Here is a 16,586-nt window from a genome sequence, read left to right as displayed (position 1 = left end):
TGCCAGCTTAGGACAAGAGGAGCTCAACATGAAAGCGCCCCGCGTGACCCTCGATCAATGGCGAACGCTGCAGGCCGTGGTCGATCACGGTGGTTTCGCCCAGGCCGCCGAGGCGCTGCATCGCTCGCAATCGTCAGTCAGCTACACCGTGGCCCGCATGCAGGATCAACTTGGCGTGCCGTTGCTGCGCATCGACGGACGCAAAGCCGTACTGACCGAAGCCGGCGGGGTGCTGTTGCGCCGCTCCCGGCAACTGGTGAAACAGGCCAGCCAACTCGAAGACCTGGCCCATCACATGGAGCAGGGTTGGGAAGCCGAAGTGCGCCTGGTGGTCGATGCCGCCTACCCAAGCGCCCGCCTCGTCCGCGCCTTGACCGCGTTCATGCCGCAAAGCCGTGGCTGCCGGGTGCGCCTGCGTGAGGAAGTGCTGTCGGGGGTGGAGGAAGTCTTGCTCGAAGGCGTGGCCGACCTGGCCATCACGGGCTTCAGTATTCCCGGTTACCTGGGCGCGGAATTGAGCGACGTCGAGTTCGTCGCAGTCGCCCACCCGGAGCATCCCTTGCACCGCCTCAACCGCGAACTGAGCTTCCAGGACCTGGAAAGCCAGATGCAGGTGGTGATCCGCGACTCAGGCCGCCAGCAACCGCGGGACGTCGGCTGGCTCGGCGCCGAACAGCGCTGGACCGTCGGCAGCCTGGCCACCGCCGCGACCTTCGTCAGCAGCGGCCTGGGTTTTGCCTGGCTGCCCAGGCACATGATCGAACGGGAACTCAAGGAAGGCACGCTCAAGCTGCTACCGTTGGATCAGGGCGGCAGCCGTAACCCGAGCTTCTACCTGTATTCGAACAAGGACAAACCGCTGGGGCCGGCCACGCAGATTCTCATCGAACTGCTGCGTACCTTTGACACCGCACCACTGGACGCACCGTTCGCCGCCCCCGAACAAGCCTGACACGGAGTGTATGCATGGCCTATTTCGAACACGAAGGTTGCAACCTGCACTATGAGGAATATGGCCACGGCACGCCGCTGCTGCTGGTCCATGGCCTGGGCTCCAGCACCCTGGACTGGGAAAAACAGATCCCGACACTGGCCACCCGCTACCGGGTGATCGTCCCGGATGTGCGCGGTCACGGCCGTTCGGACAAACCCCGGGAGCGCTACAGCATTGCCGGATTCAGCGCCGACCTGATTGCATTGATCGAACACCTCAATCTCGGTCCGGCACATTATGTCGGCCTGTCCATGGGCGGCATGATCGGCTTCCAGCTGGGCGTGGATCAGCCACAACTGCTCAAAAGCCTATGCATCGTCAACAGCGCGCCAGAGGTCAAACTGCGCAGCCGCGACGATTACTGGCAGTGGTTCAAGCGCTGGAGCCTGATGCGCGCCCTTAGCCTGGGTACCATCGGCAAGGCGCTGGGCGGCAAGCTGTTCCCGAAACCCGAGCAGGCCGACTTGCGACAAAAAATGGCCGAGCGCTGGGCAAAAAACGACAAACATGCTTATCTCGCCAGCTTCAACGCCATTGTCGGCTGGGGGGTTCAGGAACGACTTTCGAAGGTCACCTGTCCAACCCTCATCGTCAGCGCCGACCGTGACTACACGCCGGTGGCGCTGAAGGAAAACTACGTAAAACTGCTGCCCGACGCGCGGCTGGTGGTGATCGCCGATTCACGCCACGCCACGCCGCTGGACCAGCCGGAACACTTCAACCAAACACTGCTGGAGTTTCTGACCGCAGTCGATACCACCACTCAGGATCACTGACCCATGCTGAAAAAAATCGCCCTCGCCGCAGGCTCCGTCCTGTTTGCCGCCAACCTGATGGCCGCGACGCCGGAAAAGGCACCGCATGTGCTGCTGGACACCACCAACGGCCAGATCGAAATCGAACTGGACGCGGTCAAGGCCCCGATCAGTACCAAGAATTTTCTTGAGTACGTCGACAAAGGCTTCTACAACAACACGATTTTCCACCGGGTGATCCCGGGCTTCATGGTCCAGGGCGGCGGATTCACTCAACAGATGCAGCAAAAAGACACCAACGCACCGATCAAGAACGAATCGAAGAACGGCCTGCATAACGTGCGCGGCACCTTGTCCATGGCCCGTACGTCGGTGCCTGACTCGGCCACCAGCCAGTTCTTCATCAACGTCAAGGACAACGACTTCCTTGACCAGGGCGACGGCTACGCGGTGTTCGGCAAAGTGGTCAAAGGCATGGACGTGGTGGACATCATCGTCAACTCGCCAACCACCGCCCGTGGCGGCATGAAAGACGTGCCGGCGGACCCGGTGTTCATCAAGTCGGCCAAGCGCATCGACTGAGACTAAGCTGGACAAGGATGTCCGAGCCGTTGCCGGTGTCTGCCGGCAACGCTCAACACGTTAAAAGGAGAGCCCGTTCGCGGGTGAACAACCAATGCTTTATCGCCGCTTTGAAAAACTGATCGATGTTTTCCGTGAAGCACCGACGGCGTCTCCGCCGGACCGGGTTTTCCCTTTCTACACTTATTACCTCAAGCAGGTCTGGCCGAGCTTCGCCGCCCTGCTGATCGTCGGCCTGATTGGTGCCTTGATCGAGGTGGCGCTGTTCAGCTACCTGAGCCGCATCATCGACCTGGCCCAAGGCACGCCAAACGTCAGTCTGTTCCAGGATCATGCCCTCGAACTGACCTGGATGGTGGTGGTTGCGCTGGTGCTGCGCCCCATATTTGTCGGCCTGCATGACCTGCTGGTGCACCAGACCCTGAGTCCCAGCATGACCAGCATGATCCGCTGGCAAAACCACAGCTACGTGCTCAAGCAGAGCCTGAATTTCTTCCAGAACGACTTCGCCGGGCGCATCGCCCAACGCATCATGCAAACCGGCAACTCACTGCGCGATTCCGCCGTGCAGGCGGTGGATGCGTTGTGGCATGTGCTGATCTACGCCATCAGTTCCCTGGTGCTGTTCGCCGAAGCCGACTGGCGCCTGATGATCCCGCTGCTGACATGGATCTTCGCCTTCATCGCCGCCCTTTGCTATTTCGTGCCACGGGTCAAGGATCGCTCGGTGGTGGCGTCCGATGCGCGCTCCAAACTCATGGGGCGGATTGTCGACGGCTACACCAACATCACCACCCTGAAACTGTTCGCCCACACCAACTTCGAACAGCAATACGCCCGCGAAGCCATCAAGGAGCAGACCGAAAAAGCGCAACTGGCCGGCCGCGTGGTCACCAGCATGGACGTGGTTATCACCAGCATGAACGGCTTGCTGATCGTCTGCACCACCGGCCTGGCCCTGTGGTTGTGGACACAGTCGTTGATCAGCGTCGGGGCGATTGCCCTGGCCACCGGCCTGGTGATCCGCATCGTCAACATGTCCGGCTGGATCATGTGGGTGGTGACCGGCATCTTCGAAAACATCGGCATGGTGCAGGACGGTCTGCAGACCATCTCGCAACCGGTCGGCATCACCGACCGCGACCAGGCCAAACCCCTGGCGGTGGCCCGTGGCGAAGTGCGATTCGAACAGGTGGATTTCCACTACGGCAAGCAGAGCGGGATCATCGGCGACCTCAACCTGACCATCAAGGCTGGCGAGAAAATCGGCCTGATCGGCCCGTCCGGCGCCGGCAAATCGACCCTGGTGAACCTGCTGCTGCGCCTGTACGACGTTGAAGGTGGACGCATCCTGATCGACAGCCAGAACATCGCCGACGTCAGCCAGGAAAGCCTGCGCGAACGCATCGGCATGATCACCCAGGACACCTCGCTGCTGCACCGCTCGATCCGCGACAACCTGCTGTACGGCAAACCCGACGCCACTGACGCGCAACTCTGGGAAGCGGTGCACAAGGCCCGGGCCGACGGTTTCATTCCATCACTGTCGGACGGTGAAGGCCGCACCGGTTTCGATGCCCACGTCGGTGAGCGCGGGGTGAAACTCTCCGGCGGCCAGCGCCAGCGCATCGCCATCGCCCGGGTACTGCTCAAGGACGCGCCGATCCTGATCATGGACGAGGCCACCTCGGCACTGGACTCGGAAGTCGAAGCAGCGATCCAGGAAAGCCTCGAAACCCTGATGCAGGGCAAAACCGTGATAGCCATCGCTCACCGGCTCTCGACCATCGCCCGGATGGACCGGCTGGTGGTGCTGGAAAACGGCAAGATCGCCGAAACCGGAACCCACGCCGAACTGCTCGCCCATGGCGGTTTGTATGCGCGGTTGTGGCAACACCAGACCGGTGGTTTTGTCGGGATCGATTGAGTATTGCGGCGGCCACAAAACCTGTGGGAGCGGGCTTGCTCGCGAAGACGGAGTGTCAGTCGACAGCAATGTTGCCTGGTCCACCGCTATCGCGAGCAAGCTCGCTCCCACAGGGTCCCCAGTGAAGCAGATCGATCACAGATATCCGCCAGGCCCCCTCAACAACGGGGCCTGGCGGTTTTTTATGCCTGCTGGAATTATGAAAAAACCGTGCTGTACTCACTCCAACGTTCTGGAGATGGTTCTGCAGTCCATCGGCTGGATGCTCAAGGCAGCATAATCTCGAAAGGGCACTCTCTTATGTCTCTGTTAAAACGTTCGGCGACTGAGTTGGTAGGTACGTTCTGGCTGGTGTTGGGTGGTTGCGGCAGCGCGGTGTTGGCCGCGGCTTTTCCGGAGGTGGGGATCGGCCTGCTCGGGGTGTCCTTCGCGTTTGGCCTGACCGTGCTGACCATGGCTTTCGCCATCGGCCATATTTCCGGCTGTCATCTCAATCCCGCGGTATCTCTCGGCCTGGTGGTGGGTGGGCGATTTCCGGCCAGGGAATTGCCGGCCTACATCATTGCCCAGGTCATCGGCGGCGTGATTGCCGCCGCCCTGCTGTACTTCATTGCCAGCGGCAAACCCGGTTTCGAACTGGCGGGAGGCCTGGCGTCCAACGGCTACGGCGAACACTCCCCTGGCGGCTACTCGATGGCGGCAGGGTTTGTCTGTGAACTGGTGATGACCGCGATGTTCATCCTGATCATCCTCGGCGCCACCGACAAGCGTGCACCGGCAGGACTGGCGCCGATTGCCATTGGCCTGGGGCTGACGCTGATCCACCTGATCTCGATCCCGGTCACCAACACCTCGGTCAACCCGGCGCGCAGCACCGGCCCGGCATTGATCGTCGGCGGCTGGGCGATTCAACAACTGTGGATGTTCTGGGTCGCACCGCTACTCGGCGCAGTGGCCGGCGGCGTGCTGTATCGCTGGCTGGGCAAGGAAGAAAGCTGAAACGCTGAAGATCAGCCTTGTCGATAAGGCAAGGCTGACTTCGCATCCTCTGCATAAGCCAGCACTCCCAGGCGTTCCTGCTCCAGAAAGTCTTTCACCGCCGCTTTCAATCCCGGATGTCGCAAGTAGTGCCAGGAATGGGTAATGACTGGCTCGAATCCGCGAATCAACTTGTGCTCGCCCTGGGCACCGGCATCAAAACGCTGGAAACCGTTGGCAATGGCATAGTCCATGCCTTGGTAGAAACAGGTCTCGAAATGCAGGCGATCGAACTCCGCCAGGCATCCCCAGTAACGCCCATAAAAGCTGTCGCCCCCCACCAGACTGAACGCCATCGCCACCGGCCGTGAACCTTGCCTGGCCAATACAACGCGAATCGACTCCGGCATGCGTTCGGCCAACAGGCTGAAAAACTCCCGGGTCAGATACGGCGCTTGCCGGCGCACTGCGTAAGTATTGGCGTAGCAGGCATAAACGAAATCCCATTGCGCCTGGCTCAGTTCCCGACCTTCGAGCCATTCGAAATCGAAGCCCTGCCCCGCCACCTGTTCGCGCTCCTTGCGCATCTGTTTGCGCTTGCGCGAACTGAGCACGTCGAGGAAGTCCTGGAAATCCCGGTAGCCGCGATTCTGCCAGTGGTATTGACAGCCAACGCGCTGCAGCCAGCCCGGTTGCTCGCTCAGTGCCGCGTCGGTGAACAGATCGGTGAAGTTGATGTGGGCGCTGGAGAGCCCTTCAAGCTCAAGGTAGCCCGGCAGGCTTTTCAACAACTCGAAACCGTCTTCGACCGTGGCCGCCAACAGCCGTGGTCCCGTGACGGGACTGAACGGCACCGCGCTCAACAGTTTGGGGTAGTAGTCGATGCCGGCACGTTCACAGGCATCGGCCCAGGCGTGATCGAACACGTACTCGCCGTAGGAATGCCACTTGCGGTAACCAGGCAGCGCGGCGATCAGTCGATCTCCTTCGACGTGCAATAAATGCTCGGGCTGCCAGCCTGTATGGGGTCCGACGCTGCCGCTGTCTTCCAGTGCACTCAAAAAAGCGTGACGCAGAAAAGGCTGAGTCTCGGGCACCAGTGCGTCCCACGTCTGCGGGGCGATTTCTGACAGTTTTTGCAGGCGTTGCAACGGCATCACCATCCTCACTCTTCATGGCGTGAAAGCCCCGCGAGTATCGCCTATCGCTTTGCAATGCACACGGGCAAAACGACGGCAGTGTTCTAACTCAATAGTTCACGGCGACTTTGTATCGTCACCGACATGACATCACATTGCCACCGGTCTGTAATAAACCATCGCGATACTGGCGCCTGTTTTTAGAGCGTCGGGTTATACCCGGCCACTGTTTTCCGCCCCTTACGGTCGGTTGTGTCCCGGATGGCTCTGTCATCCCCTCTCATCTTCGGAGATTGATATGCGTCTTGCTTCCATGAAAACTGCGGCGGCCTTGTGCGGTGGCCTGTTGCTGGCCATGAGTGTTCCGGCCAGTGCCGCAGTCGACGCCAAACTGCTCGACATGCTCAAGGCTAACGGCTCGATCACCAACGCGCAGTACAGCGAACTGCAAGCCGAGCTGGCCAGGGATCAGAAAGACCAGCAGATCGCCCGTCAGGCTCAGCAAGAGACCAACGAGCAAATCGCGGCCACCGCGAAGAAAACCGACACACTGAGCGCTTTCGACCAGAAGCTTGCATGGGCGGCAAAGACCCAGTTCAAGGGTGACGTACGCTTCCGTCAGGAAACCGTGCACAACGATGGCGTGCCAAACAACAAGGACCAGGACCGTCAGCGCATTCGTGCCCGCCTGGGTGCCTACAGCGAAATCAACCCGCAGGTCGACACCGGTATCCGTATCGCCACCGGCAGCAACGACGACGCTCGCTCGACCAACCAGGACCTGAACAACTACTTCGACAAGAAGCAGATCTGGCTGGACCAGGGTTACATCGACTACCACCCGGACGCGATCAAGAACCTGCACCTGGTTGGCGGCAAGATGCCGCAACAATGGGTGAGCATGGGCGACATCATCTGGGATAGCGACATCAACCCGGAAGGTCTGGCCGTCACCTACAAATACCCACTGAGCGGCAGCACCGAGCTGTTCGGTAGCGCCGGTCACTACACCCTCAAGGACAACGTCGACGGCGAAGGCGTGCAGTTCAAGCACGACCTGCGTCTGTACGCCGGCCAGTTGGGTGCGCGCTTCGCCATCACCGACAGCATGAAAATGACGTTGGGCGGCAGTCTCTACGCCTACGACAACGACGACAGCAGCGCTTGCCCTACCTCGGGTACCGTCACCGCGCCATGCGCACTGGCCGTCAACGGCAACAGCCCGGGCGAGCAGTTCAAACTGTACGAAGGCTTTGGTCAGCTGGACTTCAGCAACCTGCCAGTACCGCTGTCGATCTACGGTCAGTACGTCAACAACACCGATGCCAGCAACGACCAGGACACCGGCTGGCTGGCCGGCGTGAAGTCAAAGCTCTACGGCTTCAACGTGGACTACAACTACCGCGACGTGCAGCGTAACGCTGTGGTGGGTGCCTTCACCGACTCCGACTTCGCCAACGGCTACACCGGTTCGCGCGGCAGCAAGCTGAAAGTGAGCTACGACCTGGACAAGAACTTTGCCCTGGGCGCGACCTACTTCATGGCGACCTCGGACCAGACCAACGCCAACATCAACAAGAAGGATTCGGACATCAACACCCTGCAACTGGATGCCGAAGCCAAGTTCTGATTCCCCCCCCGCTACACGACTCGGGCAAGGAAGCCCGGGCCCCTTTTACAGCCTGGCTGTTGATGTGTCGGTCCCCATCATCCTCCGATGCATCAACGCGAGACTGTTTTCTCTCCCGCAAAAAAATCGCAGCCTTCGGCAGCTCCTACACAGAGCGGATTCACCGCGATATCACGTTGAAATCCAGTCCCGTAGGAGCTGCCGCAGGCTGCGATCTTTTTAAGCCGCAGACTCAGCGCTTGCGCAGCAACACGCTACCAATCGAATAACCGGCACCGAACGAACTGAGCACGGCCAGCGAACCGGCGGCCAGATCGTCCTGATTCTTGTGGAACGCAATCACGGAACCGGCGGAACTGGTGTTGGCGTAGGTGTCGAGAATCACCGGCGCTTCCTGTTCGGTGGCGTCGCGACCCAGCAGTTTCTTGACGATCAGGTGGTTCATGCTGAGGTTGGCCTGGTGCAGCCAGAAACGCTTCACGTCGCTGACGTTGAGCTGGTTCTCTTGCAGATGCTCACTGATCAGCTCGGCAACCAGCGGGCAGACTTCCTTGAACACCTTACGGCCTTCCTGCACGAACAGTTTGTCCTTGGCGCCGATGCCCTCTTCCGCCGCGCGGTTGAGGAAGCCGAAGTTGTTGCGGATGTTGTTGGAGAACTTGGTCAGCAGCTTGGTGCTGACGATGTCGAACTGGTACCTGGACGTCGCCAGGTCGGCACGCTCGATGATCACCGCAGTGGCAGCGTCACCGAAGATGAAGTGGCTGTCGCGGTCACGGAAGTTCAAGTGGCCGGTGCAGACTTCCGGGTTGACCATCAGGACTGCCCGGGCCTGGCCCAGTTGAACGCTGTTGGCGGCAGTCTGGATACCGAAGGTTGCGGACGAGCACGCCACGTTCATGTCGAAACCGAAACCCTGGATGCCCAGCGCTTCCTGGACTTCGATGGCAATGGCCGGGTAGGCACGTTGCAGGTTGGAACAGGCGACGATCACGCCGTCGATGTCCGCGGCGGTCTTGCCGGCACGCTGCAAGGCTTGTTCGGCAGCGCCGATAGCCATTTGGCAAAGCACCGACCACTCGTCGTTGGAACGCTCCGGCAGGCGCGGGGCCATGCGTTGCGGGTCGAGGATGCCTTCCTTGTCCATGACAAAGCGGCTCTTGATGCCGGAAGCTTTTTCGATGAACGCGGCGCTGGACTCGGTCAATGCTTCCACTTCGCCGCGCGCGATAGCGTCGGCGTTGTCGGCGTTGAATTGCGCGACGTAAGTATTGAAAGACTGCACCAGCTCTTCGTTGGAGATGCTGTTGGCCGGGGTGTACAGGCCGGTGCCGCTGATGACGACGTTATGCATGGTCGTGTCTCTAATCTGTTCAGGCAGAAAGCATTGGTACCTTCGTACCAACACACAAAGGGTCTATTCCCATCCGTGGGACGAAAACCTGGCATCGCTTTATTCCGACCTGCCCGAGACCGTGAAGGCTCAAAACCGCGGGGCCGGCGTTTATAGGCGCGAAGTTTGCCATAAACCGTGGGTTTTGGCCCCTTTTTGCTGGATAACTCCCACTTGCAGGCCATACAAAAACCTGTGGGAGCGAGCTTGCTCGCGATGGCGGCCTGACATGCAACATAGATGTTGAATGTAATGGCCCTATCGCGAGCAAGCTCGCTCCCACAGGTATTGCGCCAACCTCGGGTTCAGGGCTCGACCTGGCTCCACTGCTTGTTCAATCGCTTGTCGGAGATCGGCACCTTGGTCCCCAATTGCTGGGCGAACAACGAAACCCGATATTCCTCCAGCCACCAGCGATACAACTCCAACTGCGGGTCGCGCTTGCCTTCCTGGGCGTGTTTGTTGGCGCGGGTCTGGTATTGCGTCCACAGCCCGCTCAACTCACCGCTCCACACCCGATCGCGCTGCACCTGGGCAGCGATTTTTTCAAAGCGCTGCTCGATCGCCTTGAGGTAACGCGGCAATTCCTTGAGCCACTGCATCGGCGTTTCCCGGACAAACCCCGGATACACCAGGTGGCTGAGTTGCTGCTTGATGTCGTTCAGGGCCACGGCTTGCGCCAGGTCGATCTTGCCCTTGAAGCGTTTTTGCAGGCCATGCCAGAGCTTGAGGATTTCCAGGGTCAGCTTCGCCACACGCTCGGCGTGCTCGGTCCAGGCGCCACGCTTGCGCTCAGCCAGGGACGCCAGACCGGCGCCATCACGGGGCAGCGGGTCTTCGCCCTCAAGAATGCAGCTGTCGAGACTGGCCAGCAGAATGTCTTCCACCAGCGCATCGACGCGGCCCATGTCGCGGTACAGCAGGCCAAGTTCGGTCAGGCCAGGCAACTTGCCACGCAGGAACCTGGCAGGTTCGGCCAGTTGCTGCATCAGCAAGCGTTGCAAGGCACGGCGATGCTGGAACTCGGCCTCGGCCGGGGTCGAAAAACGCCCTTCCTTGACCGTCCCGCCCTCTTCCACCAGCGCCGGGTAGACCGTCATCGACAGCCCGGCGATCTTCTGCTGGGTTTTCTCGGCCACCGCGGCGAACACTTTCGGCTCCACCGGCTGCTGGCTCTTCGCGGTTTGCGGCACGGCCAATGCTGCCTGGCTGGCCTCGGCGAAACGCGCAGTCAGTTCAGCCAGATCGCGACCTTCACCGAGGAACTTGCCCTGGGCATCGACGATTTCCAGGTTCATCCGCAGATGGCTTTCGACCTGCTGTGCCGCCTCGGCCCAGGCTTCATCGCTGACGCGGGCACCGGTCATGCGCAGCAGTTCGCGACCCAGGGCCTGGGGCAGAGAACCCTCGGCAAAGGTCATGCGCTGCAAGGCCGCCTTGACGAAGTCTGGCACTGGCACGAAATTCTTGCGCAGTGCCTTCGGCAGGTTGCGCACCAGGGCAATGCACTTGGCCTCGATGACACCCGGCACCAGCCATTCCAGGCGTTCCGGCGGCAGCATCGGCAACAACGGTGCCGGCACGCGCAGGGTCACGCCGTCGCGCGGGTGATTCGGTTCGAAGTGGTAGCTGAGGGCCAATTCCAGATCGCCGATGTGCAGCGTATCCGGGTAGTGCTGGGCAGTGACTTCACTGGCTTCACGGGCCAGCACGTCTTCTTCACGCATGATCAGCAGCTGCGGGTCTTTCTGGCTGTTGATCCGATACCAGCTGTCGAAGGTCGCGGTCTGGTGGATCTCCGCCGGCAGCCGCGCGTCGTAGAAGGCGTACAGGGTTTCTTCGTCGGCGAGGATGTCGCGACGACGGGCCTTGGCTTCCAGTTCGTCGAGCTGTTCCAGCAATTGCTTGTTGGCCGTCAGGCACTTGGCCCTGGACTGGATTTCGCCGCGCACCAGCGCTTCGCGGATGAACAACTCGCGGGACACCACCGGGTCGATCGGGCCGTAATGCACCGGCCGGCGCCCGACCACGATCAAGCCGAACAGGGTGATCTGCTCGAACGCTACGACCTGACCGCGCTTCTTCTCCCAGTGGGGTTCGAAGTGGTTTTTCTTGATCAGGTGACCGGCCAGCGGCTCGATCCAGTCGGCGTCGATCTTGGCGACCATACGCGCATATAGCTTGGTGGTTTCCACCAGTTCGGCCGTCATCAGCCACTGCGGGCGCTTCTTGCCGATGCCCGAGGACGGATGAATCCAGAAGCGCCGCTGACGGGCGCCAAGGTAATCGCCGTCTTCGGTTTTCTGCCCGATCTGGCTGAGCAACCCCACCAGCACCGCCTTGTGCAGTTTCGGATAGTCCGCCGGCTCTTTATTGAGGCTCAACTGCATGTCGCGGCAGATCAGGCTCAATTGGCGATGGGAGTCACGCCACTCGCGCAGGCGCAGGTAGTTGAGGAAATTCTTGCGGCACCAGTTACGCAGCGGACTGGCAGTCAGCGCCTGGCGCTGCTCTTCGAAACCGCGCCACAGATTGACCAGCCCGGCGAAATCCGAGTCGGCGTCTTTCCACTGGGCGTGGGCCTGATCCGCTGCTTGCTGACGCTCCGGCGGACGCTCGCGCGGGTCCTGGATCGACATGGCGCTGGCGACGATCAGCACTTCCTGCAAGCTGCCGAGCTTCGCCGCTTCGAGCAGCATGCGGCCCATGCGCGGGTCCACCGGCAGGCGCGCCAGTTGCCGACCGAGCGGGGTCAACTGGCTGTTGCGGTCCACTGCCGAGAGTTCTTGCAGCAGGTTGTAACCGTCGCTGATGGCCTTGCCATCCGGCGGCTCGATGAACGGGAACTCGCTGACCTCGCCGAGGCGCAGGTGCAGCATCTGCAAAATAACCGCCGCAAGGTTGGTGCGCAGAATCTCAGGATCGGTAAATTCCGGGCGACCGAGGAAGTCCTCTTCGCTGTACAGGCGCACGCAAATGCCCGGCTCGACCCGTCCGCACCGACCTTTACGCTGGTTGGCGCTGGCCTGGGAAATGGCTTCGATCGGCAGGCGCTGGACCTTGGCCCGGTAGCTGTAGCGGCTGATGCGCGCGGTGCCACTGTCGATCACATAACGTATGCCCGGCACGGTCAGCGAGGTTTCCGCGACGTTGGTTGCCAGCACCACGCGACGGCCCGGGTGCGACTGGAAAATCCGCTGCTGCTCGGCCGGCGACAGCCGCGCGTACAACGGCAGGATTTCGGTGTGCTTGAGCTGGGCCTTGCGCAGCATGTCGGCGGCGTCGCGAATCTCGCGCTCGCCAGGCAGGAACACCAACACGTCACCGGGACTGCGGCGTTCACTGCGCTCATAAGCGGCGATTTCGTCGAGGGTGGCGAGGATCGCCTGATCCACCGTCAGGTCGTCCTCGACGCGGTTGCCCTCTTCGTCCTGCTCAAGCGTCAGCGGGCGATACCAGGTGTCCACCGGGTAGGTGCGGCCGGATACCTCGACAATCGGCGCGTCATCGAAGTGCTTGGAGAAACGCTCCAGGTCGATGGTCGCCGAAGTGATGATGACCTTCAGGTCGGGACGACGCGGCAGCAGGGTTTTCAGGTAACCGAGCAGGAAGTCGATGTTGAGGCTGCGTTCGTGGGCTTCGTCGACGATGATCGTGTCGTAGCGTTCCAGATAGCGGTCGTTCTGGGTTTCCGCCAGCAGGATGCCATCGGTCATCAGCTTGATCAGGGTGCTGGAATCGCTCTGATCCTCGAAGCGCACCTGATAACCGACCAGCGCGCCCAGCGGCGTGCCGAGTTCTTCGGCGACACGGCTGGCGACGCTGCGCGCAGCGATCCGTCGAGGCTGGGTGTGGCCGATCAGGCCATGCTGGCCGCGACCGATTTCCAGGCAAATCTTAGGCAACTGAGTGGTTTTACCCGAGCCGGTCTCACCGGCAATGATCAGCACCTGGTGTTGTTCCAGCGCCTTCTTGATTTCGTCGCGCTTGGCGGCGATCGGCAGGCTGTCGTCGTAACGAATCACCGGCAGGCTGGCCTTGCGCGCCAACACCTGCTCGCAGGACGCCTGCATCCGCGTCACCCACTGGCCCAGTTTGGCCTCGTCGGTTTTCTTGCGAAGCTCAAGCAACTGCCGCCGCAGCCGGTGGCGGTCGGCGAGCATGGCGTGATCGAGGTTTTTCAGCAGTTTGTCGATGGAGGGCGATTCGTCGGTCATCGGGTACGCAATTCAGTCGTCTAGTGGCGCAGGGTGCGGATTGTCGCAGATTTGGCATGGATTGGCTGGTTCCCCTGTAGGAGCTGCCGAAGGCTGCGATCTTTTGATCTTGTCGACGCGTCTGAAAAACAAAATCAAAAGATCGCAGCCTGCGGCAGCTCCTACTCGTTATCGAGGCCTTTACGCCGATACGGAAACACATCAATCACCTTCCCCGCCCGAATCGCTTCCTGCAGGCTCTTCCAGTAATCGGCGTTGTACAGCTCGCCATGCAGTTGATCGAACAACTTGCGTTGCCCGAAATCGGCAAACAGGAACGGCGGAAACTCCTCCGGGAACACATCCAGCGGCCCGATCGAATACCAGGGTTCGGAAGCCATTTCATCTTCCGGGGTGCGGGGTTGCGGGATATGGCGGAAGTTGGCCTCGGTGAGGAAGCAGATCTCGTCGTAGTCGTAGAACACCACCCGACCGTGACGGGTGACACCGAAGTTCTTTAGCAGCATGTCGCCGGGAAAGATGTTGGCCGCCGCCAGTTGCTTGATCGCCAGCCCGTAGTCTTCCAGGGCCTCGCGCACCTGCGCCTCGTTGGCGTGTTCCAGGTAGAGGTTCAGCGGGGTCATGCGGCGCTCGGTCCAGCAGTGGCGGATCAGCACCGTATCGTCTTCCACCGACACCGTGGACGGCGCGACTTCCAGCAGCTCCTCCAGGCACGCCGGATCGAACTTGCTCAGCGGAAAACGGAAATCGGCGAATTCCTGGGTATCGGCCATGCGCCCGACGCGGTCGACGCTTTTCACCAGGCGGTACTTTTCGATCACCGTGGCGCGGTCGACGTTTTTCGACGGCGAGAAACGGTCCTTGATGATTTTGAACACGGTGTTGAAACCCGGCAGGGTGAACACGCTCATGACCATGCCGCGCACGCCTGGGGCCATGATGAACTGGTCGTCGGTGTTGGCCAGGTGATTGATCAGCGCCCGATAGAACTCCGACTTGCCGTGCTTGTAGAAGCCAATCGAGGTGTACAGCTCGGCAATGTGCTTGCCCGGCAGAATACGCCGCAGGAAGCCGATGAACTCCGCAGGCACCGGCACATCCACCATGAAATACGAACGGGTGAACGAGAAGATGATCGATACGTCCGCCTCATCGGTGATCAGCGCATCGATCTGGATGCCGCGACCCTCCAGGTGCAGCAATGGAATTGCCAGCGGCCATTGCTCGTCGGCGGTGTAGATGCGCCCCACCAGGTACGCGCCTTTATTGCGGTACAGCACCGAGGAAAACAGCTCGACACTCAGCTCCGGGTCTTTGCACACCCAGTCCGGCAGATTTTCGCGCAGTTGCGCTTCGAGGCGCTTCAGGTCCCCGGCCAGGTCGGCGTAGTCCTCGCTGAAGCGGTAGTCGGCGAAGATGCTGGCGAGCATCGCCGACAATTGGCCTTGCGGCTTGTAGGTGCGGGTTTGCGCGGCCCGGGCACGGCGAAGGCTCGGCCGGGTGGTGTGGATGAACATGCAACCGTCGCTGATCAGGTCATGGCTGAACAGCCCGCAGAAGATCGAGTTGTACCAGGTCTCGGACAGTTCATCGTCAAAACGCAGGTCGATCAGGCTGATGTAGGCGTTTTTGACCAGCGGCCAGCAGCTGACGTCCAGGGTGTCGGCGTCAAACGCGGTGCGCAGTCGCTCCACCGTTTCACCGACCTTGTCTTCGTACAGATTGATCCGTGCCGCCGACGCCGTCTGCGTTTCCTGCCACCTGGCCTGTTCGAAGCGGGCCCGGGCGCCGTCGGTGATCTGGCGAAAATGCTCGCGGTAATCGTCGAAGCCATCGAGTATCAAGCGGGCGATGTCGGCGGCTGGCCATTGCTGCGGCATGGTGAGACCTCTTCGGGAATTCGGGAGGCTTGAGCTTAGCCAGTGAACCGGGTGCAGGAGAAGCGTAATTTTCCAGCCGAATTAAATGCCCGGTTTTCGGTTGCCATCGATCACACACTCAGCAACACTTTCGCCCCTCCCCCAAGGAAGGACCTCGCTGTGAACCCCGTCGATATTTTCCGTTTACTGTCCCTGGCGGCCATTTGGGGTGCGAGTTTTCTGTTCATGCGCATCATCGCCCCGGTGATTGGCAGCATTCCTACCGCTTTTTTCCGAGTATCGATAGCCGCTGCCGGACTGCTGGTGATTCTTGGGCTGATGCGCATCAGTTGGGATTTCAAGGGCAAACTCAAGACCGTGATGCTGCTCGGGGTGATCAACTCCGGAATTCCGGCGACGCTCTATTCGGTGGCCGCGCAGGTGCTGCCGGCCGGTTACTCGTCGATCTTCAATGCCACGACACCCTTGATGGGCGTGCTGATCGGCGGCCTGTTTTTCCATGAAAGGCTCACTGGCGCCAAACTTGGCGGCGTGTTTCTGGGGCTGTTCGGCGTGGGCGTGCTGACCCGTGCCGGGCCGGTGGCGTTCGATATGGAACTGCTGATGGGTGCCGTCGCCTGCCTGCTTGCGACCACCTGCTACGGATTTGCGGGGTTTCTGGCCCGCCGCTGGCTCGATCAGGCCGGTGGCCTGGACAGCCGTTTGTCGGCACTGGGCAGCATGCTCGGCGCGACGTTGTTCCTGCTGCCGCTGTTCGGCTACAGCGTGATCAGCCAGCCACCCGCAAGCTGGGGCGGCTGGAGTGTCTGGCTCTCGTTGCTGGGGTTGGGTCTGGGATGCACGGCGTTTGCGTACATTATTTACTTCCGGCTCCTGAGCTCGATTGGTCCGGTGAAATCGATGACTACGACCTTTTTGATCCCGCTATTCGGCGTGTTGTGGGGGGCGCTGTTTCTCGATGAGCCGCTGTCGTTGGCGCATATCTATGGCGGGTTGTTGATTGCGCTGGCGTTGTGGCTGGTGTTGAAGCCGGCTGTGGTGAAACCAGCTTTGGCGGCTAATCGATAGAGTTGTGGTGTTGTGGATGACGC

The 16,586-nt window shown here is 60.8% G+C and carries 11 protein-coding genes; 7 read left to right on the top strand and 4 right to left on the bottom strand.

Annotated elements, in window-relative coordinates; genetic code table 11:
- Positions 1-28: 28 nt before the first annotated feature.
- From ASD95_RS10250 to aqpZ, 5 genes are all read left to right on the top strand, one after another.
- A complete protein-coding gene (locus ASD95_RS10250) occupies positions 29-952 on the top strand; it encodes a LysR family transcriptional regulator (RefSeq protein WP_008018223.1) in 924 nt (307 codons plus the stop codon).
- Positions 953-966: 14 nt separating this feature from the next.
- Complete coding sequence (locus ASD95_RS10245) at positions 967-1,770, top strand: alpha/beta fold hydrolase (RefSeq protein WP_056721391.1); 804 nt, start codon at positions 967-969, stop codon at positions 1,768-1,770.
- A gap of 3 nt (positions 1,771-1,773) precedes the next feature.
- On the top strand, positions 1,774-2,331 hold the full coding sequence (locus tag ASD95_RS10240; protein WP_056721389.1) for a peptidylprolyl isomerase: 558 nt from the start codon (positions 1,774-1,776) through the stop codon (positions 2,329-2,331).
- A 94-nt stretch (positions 2,332-2,425) separates the two neighbouring features.
- Complete coding sequence (locus ASD95_RS10235; protein ID WP_056721387.1) at positions 2,426-4,258, top strand: ABC transporter ATP-binding protein; 1,833 nt, start codon at positions 2,426-2,428, stop codon at positions 4,256-4,258.
- A 300-nt stretch (positions 4,259-4,558) separates the two neighbouring features.
- Positions 4,559-5,257, top strand: a complete 699-nt coding sequence (gene aqpZ, locus ASD95_RS10230; protein ID WP_056721385.1) for an aquaporin Z — start codon at positions 4,559-4,561, stop codon at positions 5,255-5,257.
- A gap of 11 nt (positions 5,258-5,268) precedes the next feature.
- On the opposite strand, the gene ASD95_RS10225 is transcribed toward aqpZ, so the two are convergent.
- Complete coding sequence (locus ASD95_RS10225; protein WP_056722284.1) at positions 5,269-6,393, bottom strand: GNAT family N-acetyltransferase; 1,125 nt, start codon at positions 6,391-6,393, stop codon at positions 5,269-5,271.
- A gap of 280 nt (positions 6,394-6,673) precedes the next feature.
- Between ASD95_RS10225 and ASD95_RS10220 the strand changes: the two genes are divergently transcribed.
- Positions 6,674-8,005 (top strand): putative porin, encoded by a 1,332-nt coding sequence (locus ASD95_RS10220; protein WP_056721383.1) that lies wholly within the window; start codon positions 6,674-6,676, stop codon positions 8,003-8,005.
- A 232-nt stretch (positions 8,006-8,237) separates the two neighbouring features.
- Here ASD95_RS10220 and ASD95_RS10215 read toward each other — a convergent pair whose 3' ends face one another.
- The 3 genes from ASD95_RS10215 to aceK all read right to left on the bottom strand — a co-directional run bounded on the left by ASD95_RS10215 (position 8,238) and on the right by aceK (position 15,495).
- Positions 8,238-9,359: a beta-ketoacyl-ACP synthase III gene (locus tag ASD95_RS10215; protein WP_056721381.1), complete on the bottom strand. Its 1,122-nt coding sequence runs from the start codon at positions 9,357-9,359 to the stop codon at positions 8,238-8,240.
- A gap of 344 nt (positions 9,360-9,703) precedes the next feature.
- The gene (gene hrpA / locus ASD95_RS10210) at positions 9,704-13,615 is read right to left on the bottom strand and encodes an ATP-dependent RNA helicase HrpA (protein WP_056721379.1); all 3,912 of its coding nucleotides are present in this window, start codon (positions 13,613-13,615) and stop codon (positions 9,704-9,706) included.
- 161 nt (positions 13,616-13,776) lie between these two features.
- Entirely contained in the window at positions 13,777-15,495 is a 1,719-nt protein-coding gene (gene aceK, locus ASD95_RS10205) for a bifunctional isocitrate dehydrogenase kinase/phosphatase (RefSeq protein WP_056721377.1), read from the bottom strand.
- 159 nt (positions 15,496-15,654) lie between these two features.
- On the opposite strand from aceK, the gene ASD95_RS10200 reads away from it, so the two are divergent.
- Entirely contained in the window at positions 15,655-16,563 is a 909-nt protein-coding gene (locus ASD95_RS10200; RefSeq protein WP_056721375.1) for a DMT family transporter, read from the top strand.
- Positions 16,564-16,586 lie beyond the last annotated feature (23 nt).

Origin of the sequence: Pseudomonas sp. Root71, from assembly GCF_001429045.1 — a bacterium.
In the GTDB taxonomy this organism is placed as follows: domain Bacteria; phylum Pseudomonadota; class Gammaproteobacteria; order Pseudomonadales; family Pseudomonadaceae; genus Aquipseudomonas; species Aquipseudomonas monachiensis.
Note: the sequence above shows the minus strand (reverse complement) of the source record. Positions and strands in the feature narration are given on the sequence as shown.